5 protein-coding genes and 1 pseudogene are annotated in these 7,500 nt (G+C 72.4%); 3 read left to right on the forward strand and 3 right to left on the reverse strand.

Annotated elements, in window-relative coordinates:
* Together AC1MIR_RS16180 and gcl are read right to left on the reverse strand one after the other, a co-directional pair.
* A partial coding sequence (locus tag AC1MIR_RS16180) for a hypothetical protein (protein WP_480029215.1) occupies nt 1-1,081 on the reverse strand: 1,081 nt, incomplete at its 3' end.
* A 285-nt stretch (nt 1,082-1,366) separates the two neighbouring features.
* Nucleotides 1,367-3,214 carry a glyoxylate carboligase gene (gene gcl, locus AC1MIR_RS16185; protein ID WP_480029216.1) on the reverse strand — a complete coding sequence of 616 codons (1,848 nt, stop codon included), beginning with the start codon at nt 3,212-3,214 and terminating at the stop codon, nt 1,367-1,369.
* Nucleotides 3,215-3,394: 180 nt separating this feature from the next.
* Between gcl and bhcR the strand changes: the two genes are divergently transcribed.
* Nucleotides 3,395-4,222, forward strand: coding sequence for an HTH-type transcriptional regulator BhcR (gene bhcR / locus AC1MIR_RS16190; protein ID WP_480029217.1), 828 nt, complete (start codon nt 3,395-3,397; stop codon nt 4,220-4,222).
* On the opposite strand, the pseudogene AC1MIR_RS16195 reads toward bhcR, so the two are convergent.
* Nucleotides 4,212-5,435: pseudogene (locus AC1MIR_RS16195) on the reverse strand (FAD-dependent oxidoreductase); the annotation flags it as partial. The gene bhcR and the pseudogene AC1MIR_RS16195 sit on opposite strands and share 11 nt — an antisense overlap.
* Nucleotides 5,436-5,576: 141 nt before the next feature.
* Between AC1MIR_RS16195 and AC1MIR_RS16200 the strand changes: the two are divergent.
* Both AC1MIR_RS16200 and mreC read left to right on the forward strand, forming a co-directional pair.
* A complete protein-coding gene (locus AC1MIR_RS16200) occupies nt 5,577-6,620 on the forward strand; it encodes a rod shape-determining protein (RefSeq protein WP_480029218.1) in 1,044 nt (347 codons plus the stop codon).
* A 56-nt stretch (nt 6,621-6,676) separates the two neighbouring features.
* Nucleotides 6,677-7,500: rod shape-determining protein MreC (gene mreC, locus AC1MIR_RS16205; RefSeq protein ID WP_480029219.1), on the forward strand; the 824-nt coding region annotated here is incomplete at its 3' end.

Below are 7,500 nucleotides of genomic sequence, written 5' to 3' on the forward strand. Positions count from 1 at the left end.
GGCCCCCCCCCCCCCCCCGGCCCGCCCCCCCCCCCCCCCCCCCCCCCCCGGCGCCGTCGCCGCAACGGCGCAGGACCACGCGGGTGACGGTGGCCTCCCAGGGGTTGCCCGCCGCCTGGCGCGCGCCGCGGGGCGTGGCGAGGGCGGCCTGGAGACGCTGCGTCACGCTGTCGGGGGCGAGGGCGGCGGCGATGGTCGCCTCGCAGGGTGACCAAGCGGCGCGGGCTGCCTCGACGCGCGCCTCGAGTGCGGCGGCGGCGACCCGCTCCTCGGCCGCCGCTGCTACGTCCCGGCGCTCGCGTTCGGTCTTCGCGATCAGCGCCACCACTGCGATCGGGACGAGGACGGCCACGGCGGCCAGGACCACGATCCCGCCCGCTGCGCCGGCCACGGCGACGGGCGCCAACAGCGCTTCGCCCATGGAGCCGCGCCTGTAGTCGCCCCGCGGCACGCCGAGATCGGCGCCGTCTGCGGCAAGCGCGTTCCAGTCCACCGCCGCGATCCAACCCTGCGGGTCCACCCTGATCGCCGGAGCGGTCGGCGGCGCAAGCCCGCTGCCGGCCAGACGCGGCGGGTAGGATTGCATCGGCGTCACGACGACCGGGAACCGCTCGCGGTAGTACGGCGGAACGGTCGCCTCCGCGTCGGAGGCCGGTCTCGCCTCCCGCACCAACCGGCATGGCGTCCCGGTGGAGCAATCCTGCCGGAAGGTGCCGAGGTCGAGCGTGGCGTGACCTGCGGGGATCGTGAAGGTGAAGTCCTGTGGCGGTGCATCCGGCGAGGCCTGGAGACGCAGGAACCGGCGTCCCGGCACGCCCGCCACGCTCCGCCACCCCCCGCCGTCCGGCAGTGGGTGGAACTCGTCCGGCTCGTTGCGGCCGTCGAACCGCCACGCCTGGGCCGAGGCTGCCGGGCCGCCCTCCGCGGGCAGGATGCGCAGCAGCATCACCGAACCGCCCAGCGCGGCGCCGTCCCAGCTTGATATCACCGGGGGCGGCTGCGCCGTGGAGCAGCCCGCGAGCAGCGCGAGAAGGGCGAAGGCGAGCCGGCCGGGCCGGCCCCGTGGCCTGAACATTGTCATGGCCACATATTCGGATCTCGGAATGCGCTTTCCTTGATCTGTCGCAAGACGCGCCGCCGCCGGGGCGCGAACCAAAAAAAGCCCCGGCGCCTTGCGGGGCCGGGGCGAAGTGAGGTCCGCACGGTGTGTGCGGAACCGCCGGGAGAAAACGTCGAGGCATCGCCTTGACGGAATACAATCTGGCGGATCGGCTCTCACGGCGCCGTGACGACAGCGTGAAGCCTTGGCCATGTGTTGCCCCGACGCCGCGCTGTGACGGCTGCGCCACGCCGGGGCGGCGGCCGCTCAGCGCTGGGGCGCGGCCGGCACCCCCGCCGGAACCCCCGCGCCATCCGCCGCCTGGCGGGCCGGCGTCCAGCCATTCTCCTTCGTCAGGCTGGGGTCGAGGCAGACCACATCCTCGAACTCGTTCACCGCGTCGATCTCGGTGCCCATCGCGATGTTGGTCTGGCGTTCCAGGATGCATTCCAGCACCACCGGCACGCCGTGCTCGTCCATCAGCGCCTCGGCGCGGGCGAAGGCGTCGCGGAACTCGTTGGGCGACTTCACGCGGATCGCCTTGCAGCCGAGGCCCTCGGCCACCGCCACATGGTCCACGCCATAGCCCGGCACCGCGTCGCCGTCCTCCGGCGTGTTGATGTTCTCGAAGGCGAGCGAGACCTCGAAATCCATCTGGAAGCCGCGCTGCGCCTGGCGGATCAGGCCGAGATAGGAGTTGTTCACCACCACATGCAGGTAGGGCAGCTTGTGCTGCGCGCCGACCGCCAGCTCCTCGATCAGGAACTGGAAGTCGTAGTCGCCGGAGATGGCGACGATCTTGCGCTCGGGGTCCGCGGCGCGCACGCCGAGGGCCGCGGGCAGCGTCCAGCCGAGCGGGCCGGCCTGGCCGCAATTGATCCAGTTGCGCGGCTGATAGACCTTGAGCAGCTGCGCCGCCATGATCTGGCTGTTGCCGATCGTCGTGACGTAGCAGGTGTCGCGGCCGGCATGCTCCAGCAGCTCCTCGAAGGCGCGCTGCGGCTTGAGCGGCACGTTGTCGAAATGCGTCTTGCGCAGCATGGTCCGCTTGCGGTGCAGGCAATCGGCCGCCCAGGCGCCGCGGTCCTTCAGCGTGCCGGCCGCCTTCATCTCCTCGGCCACGTCGCAGAACAGCGCGAGCGCCGCCTTGGCGTCGGAGACGATGCCGAGATCGGGGCCGAAGACGCGGCCGATCTGCGTCGGCTCGATGTCCACATGCACGAACTTCCGGCCGGCGGTGTATTTCTCGACGCTGCCGGTGTGGCGGTTCGCCCAGCGGTTGCCGATGCCGAGCACGAAGTCGGATTGCAGGAAGGTCGCGTTGCCGTAGCGGTGGCTGGTCTGCAGCCCCACCATGCCGGCCATCAGCGGATGGTCGTCCGGGATCGCGCCCCAGCCCATCAGCGTCGGGATCACGGGCACGCCGGTGAGCTCGGCGAAGCGGACCAGCTCGTCGCAGGCATCGGCGTTGATGATGCCGCCGCCGGCGACGATCAGCGGCCGCTCGGCGGCCTGCATCATGGCGATCGCCTTCTCGATCTGCTTGCGCGTCGCGGCCGGCTTGTAGATCGGAAGCGGCTCATAGGCGTCGATGTCGAACTCGATCTCGGCCACCTGCACGTCCACCGGCAGGTCGATCAGCACCGGGCCGGGGCGGCCGGAGCGCATCAGGTGGAAGGCCTGCTGGAACACCTGCGGCACCAGGGCGGGCTCGCGCACCGTCACCGCCCACTTGGTCACGGGCTTGGCGATGGCTTCGATGTCCACCGCCTGGAAATCCTCCTTGTAGAGCTTCGCGCGCGGCGCCTGGCCGGTGACGCAGAGGATCGGCAGGCTGTCGGCCTGGGCGGTGTAGAGCCCGGTGATCATGTCCGTCCCGGCGGGGCCGGAGGTGCCGATGCACACCCCGATGTTGCCCGCCTTGGCGCGGGTGTAGCCATCGGCCATGTGCGAGGCGCCCTCGACATGGCGGGCCAGGACGTGGCGGACGCCGCCATGCGCGCGCAGCGCCGAGTAAAAGGGATTGATCGCCGCCCCCGGCACGCCGAAGGCGCAGGTCACGCCCTCCCGCGCCAGCACCAGCACCGCCGCATCCACCGCCCGCATCTTCGCCATCGCCGTCGCTCCCGCTCCTGGAAGCCGCTTGGTATCGCGAGACGCAAGATTATTTCAATTTTTCCGAAAGCATTTTCCAGCACGCCGCCTGAATTTGCCAAGCCATTGGAATCGAACGGGTTTGACGATTTCCGTTGCTGTCCATGCGGCGGAATGGAAAAAGATTCCAGGAGGAACGCCATGGCCCAGCCCGCGCCGCGCCGCCGCGGCCGCCCGCGCAAGGAAACGGCGGAGGGCGAGGACGCGCCGCTGCAATCCCTCGACCGCGCCCTGGCGCTGCTCGCCGCGCTGGCCGAGGCGGACGGGCTGACGCTGACCGAAGCCGCCGGCCGCGCCGCCATTCCCGCCTCCACCGCCTATCGCATGCTGCTGACGCTGCAGCGCAAGGGCATGGCCGAGTTCGAGACCGCGACGCAGCTCTGGTGCGTCGGCGTCGAGACCTTCCGCATCGGCTCGGCCTTCCTCCGCCGGCGCAAGCTGGTGGACCGCGTGCGGCCGATCCTGGTGGAGCTGGTCGCCGCGACGGGGGAGACGGCGAACCTCGCCGTCGCCGAGGAGGATTGCGTCGTCTTCGTCAGCCAGGTGGAGACGCATGAGGCGATCCGCGCCTTCTTCCGCCCCGGCACGCGCGGGCTGTTCCATGCCTCGGGCGTCGGCAAGGCGATCCTGGCGCATCGCGCAGCGCCGCAGGTGGCGGCGACGCTGAAGCGCGCCGGCCTGCCGCGCTACACCGAGCGCACGCGCACGACGCTGAAGGCGCTGCTGGCCGACCTGGCGGACGCGAAGGCGCGCGGCTTCGCGGTGGACGACGAGGAGCGCAACGCGGGCATGCGCTGCGTCGCCGCGCCGATCTTCGACGAGAACGGGGAGGCCATCGCGGGGCTCTCGGTCTCCGGCCCCACGGTGCGGGTGACCGAGGCCTCGGTGGAGCGCCTCGGCCCGCTGGTGCGCGATGCCGCGGCGCGCGCGACACAGGCGATCGCGGGGCGGGTTCCGGCTACGCCGTAGCGGGGACCGCCTCCCGCACCAGCGCGCCCTGCGCGCGCAGCCCGGCCTGCAATGCGGCCACGTCCACTGCCCGCGGCGCCACGCCGCAATCGGCCGCGATCGCCGCCGCCACGCCCGCCGCCTGGCCCGTCAGCCAGCATTGCGGGATCTCGCGCAGGAAGGAGTGGCTGGTGGCGTCGCAGGCCAGGTGCCGGCCCGGCGCCAGCAGCCCATCCAGCGCCGCCGGCACGATCGCGCCGTAGGGCACGCTGACGGGATCGAACTTCGGCGCAAGGCTCGGGGAGACGCCGATCTCGTCATGGGCGACGCGCCCGTCCCACCAGTCGCGCGTCACCGGCGTGACGCCGCCGAGCCGGCGGGAATGCCGCACGCCGAGCTGCGGCGCCGACAGCATCGGGAAGGCGCGCTCGAAGCCGGGGCACTCCGCGCGGTAGCGTTCCAGATGGCGCATCATCAGGCGGTGGCTGGTGACCTCCACCTCGCTCAGGTCGTCCACCATCACGGCGGAATAGCCCGCGAGCCGAGGGCCCATGAACAGCGCGACATCGTCGCGCCAGCTGGCGAAGGCCTTGTCGAAGAAGCCGACCGCCTCCTTGCCGCGGCGCATGAATTCGCCGAACTCGTCGGGCTTCTCGGCGCGCCAGGCGAGGTAGCGCGGCATGTCCACGGCGCCGAACACCCAGGCGGTGTTCATGCAGTGATGGATGTCGCGCTCGTCCACGTCGTCCGCGAAGGCGGCGCCGGCGGCGGCGTAGAGGTCGCCGTCGCCGGTGGCGTCCACCGTCACCTTGGCCAGCACGGCGCGGCGGCCCTGCTTGCTCTCGAAGATCGCGCCCTCGATCCGGCCGTCGCGCAGGATCGGCGCGGCGCCCCAGGCGTGGAAGACCAGGTCCACCCCGGCCTCCAGCGCCATCTCCAGGCTGGCCGCCTTCAGCTCCTCCGGCCCGACGGTCGGCGAATGGGTGACGATGCCGTGGAAGGCGGCGGTGCGCAGCGCCCACCAGGCGGCGGTCGCGGCGTCGCGGCTGCCCCAGTCCGCGCGCGGCGGGCCGGCACGGGCATCCTTCGGCACGCGGTCGAGCAGTTCCTCCGCCAGGCCGCGGATCAGCAGCCTGCCGTCCCAGCCGGTCATGCGGTCGATCCAGACCACCAGCCCGCCGGTCGAGAGGCCGCCCAGGTGGTTGTGCCGCTCCAGCAGCAGGGTGCGCGCGCCGCGTCGCGGGGGGGGGGCCCCCCCCCCCCCCCCCCCCCCGCCCCCCGCCCCCCCCCCCCCCCGCCGGGGCGGGCCCCCCGGCGGGCCGGGCCGAGCGTCGGCGTCGCACCGGCAACCGGCCCGCTCGGAAGGTCCTTCGGCATGTTCTCCCGCCTGTTCGGCTTCTTCTCGGCCGACATGGCCATCGACCTCGGCACCGCGAACACCCTCGTCTACGTAAAGGGGCGTGGCATCGTGCTGAACGAGCCCTCGGTGGTCGCCATCTCCGACCTGCGGGGCAAGAAGCAGGTGCTGGCGGTGGGCGAGGAGGCCAAGCTGATGCTCGGCCGCACCCCGGGCTCGATCGCCGCCATCCGGCCGCTGCGCGACGGCGTCATCGCCGACTTCGAGGCGGCGGAGGAGATGATCAAGCACTTCATCCGCAAGGTGAACAACCGGCGCGGCTTCGCCTCCCCGCTGGTGGTCGTGTGCGTGCCCTCCGGCTCCACCGCCGTCGAGCGCCGCGCGATCCAGGAATCCGCCGAGAGCGCCGGCGCGCGGAAGGTGCTGCTGATCGAGGAGCCGATGGCCGCCGCGATCGGCGCCGGCCTGCCGGTGACCGAGCCCTCCGGCTCCATGATCGTGGACATCGGCGGCGGCACCACCGAGGTCGCGGTGATCTCGCTCGGCGGCATCGTCTATGCGCGCAGCGTCCGCGTCGGCGGGGACAAGATGGACGAGGCCATCATCTCCTACATCCGCCGCAACCATAACCTGCTGATCGGCGAGAGCACGGCCGAGCGGATCAAGATGGAGATCGGCGCCGCCGCCGCCCCGCCCGATGGCGAGGAAGGCCCGCTGACCGAGGTCAAGGGCCGCGACCTGATGAACGGTGTGCCGCGGGAAGTGGTGGTCAGCCGGCGCCAGATGGCCGAGAGCCTCTACGAGCCGGTGGCCCAGATCGTCGAGGCGGTGAAGGTGGCGCTGGAGAACACGCCGCCCGAACTGGCCGCCGACATCGTGGACAAGGGCATCGTGCTGACCGGCGGCGGCGCGCTGCTGCACGGGCTGGACGAGGTGCTGCGCAACGCGACCGGGCTGCCGGTGGTGGTGGCGGAGGATGCGCTGTCCTGCGTCGCTCTCGGGACCGGCCGGGCGCTCGAGGAGATGAAGCGCCTTCGCCACGTCCTCAGCACCATGTATTGAAGAAGGGCGGCGGCGCCCGAGGGGAAGGGCGCCGTCCTGACAGGGGATAGGCGCGGTTGATCCGACTGAGCATCCCTCTTCGCCAGGCGCTGTCGCGGCTGTCGCTGCCGGTGATGATCGCGGCTGCCTTCGGCACGATGCTGCTCGGCAAGGCCGATGCCATGCTGGCCGAGCGGGCGCGCACCGTGCTGGCCGACCTGCTCTCCCCCTTCTATGCCGCCTTCGCCGAGCCGGCGCGCGCGATGCGCGGCGTCGTCGCGGACCTTCCCGAACTTCTGGCGATCCGGGAGGAGAATGCCCGGCTGCGCGAGGAGAACGAGCGGCTGCGCCGCTGGCAGGCCGCGGCACTGGCGCTGGAGAGCGAGAACGCCCTGCTGCGCCGCCAGCTCGGCTTCATCCCGGAGGCCGCCCCCTCCTTCCAGACCGCGCGCGTCGTCTCCGATGCCGGCGGCGTCTATGCGCGGGCGGTGCTGATCGCGACGCCGCCCGAGGTCACGGTGCGTCGCGGGCAGATCGCGCTCGATGAGCGGGGCTTCGTCGGCCGGGTGACCGAGGTCGGCCGGCGCTCCGCCCGGGTGCTGCTCGCCACCGACATCAACAGCCGCATCCCGGTGACGCTGGAGGGCAGTCGCGGGCGCGCCATCATGGTCGGGACCAACGGCCCCCGCCCGCGGCTGCAGCACTGGTCCGAAGGCATCCGCCCGGCGGAGGGCGAGCGGCTGGTGACCAGCGCCGAGGGGGTCGCCTTCCCCGCCGGCCTGCCCGTCGGGGTGGTCCGCTGGAGCGAGTCCGGCGTGGCCGAGGTGGACCTCTTCGCCCGGCTCGGGCGGCTCGACCTTGTCCGCCTGTTCGATTTCGGCCTGGGCGGCATCCTGCCGCC

The organism is Falsiroseomonas sp. RANM36, assembly GCF_056682175.1.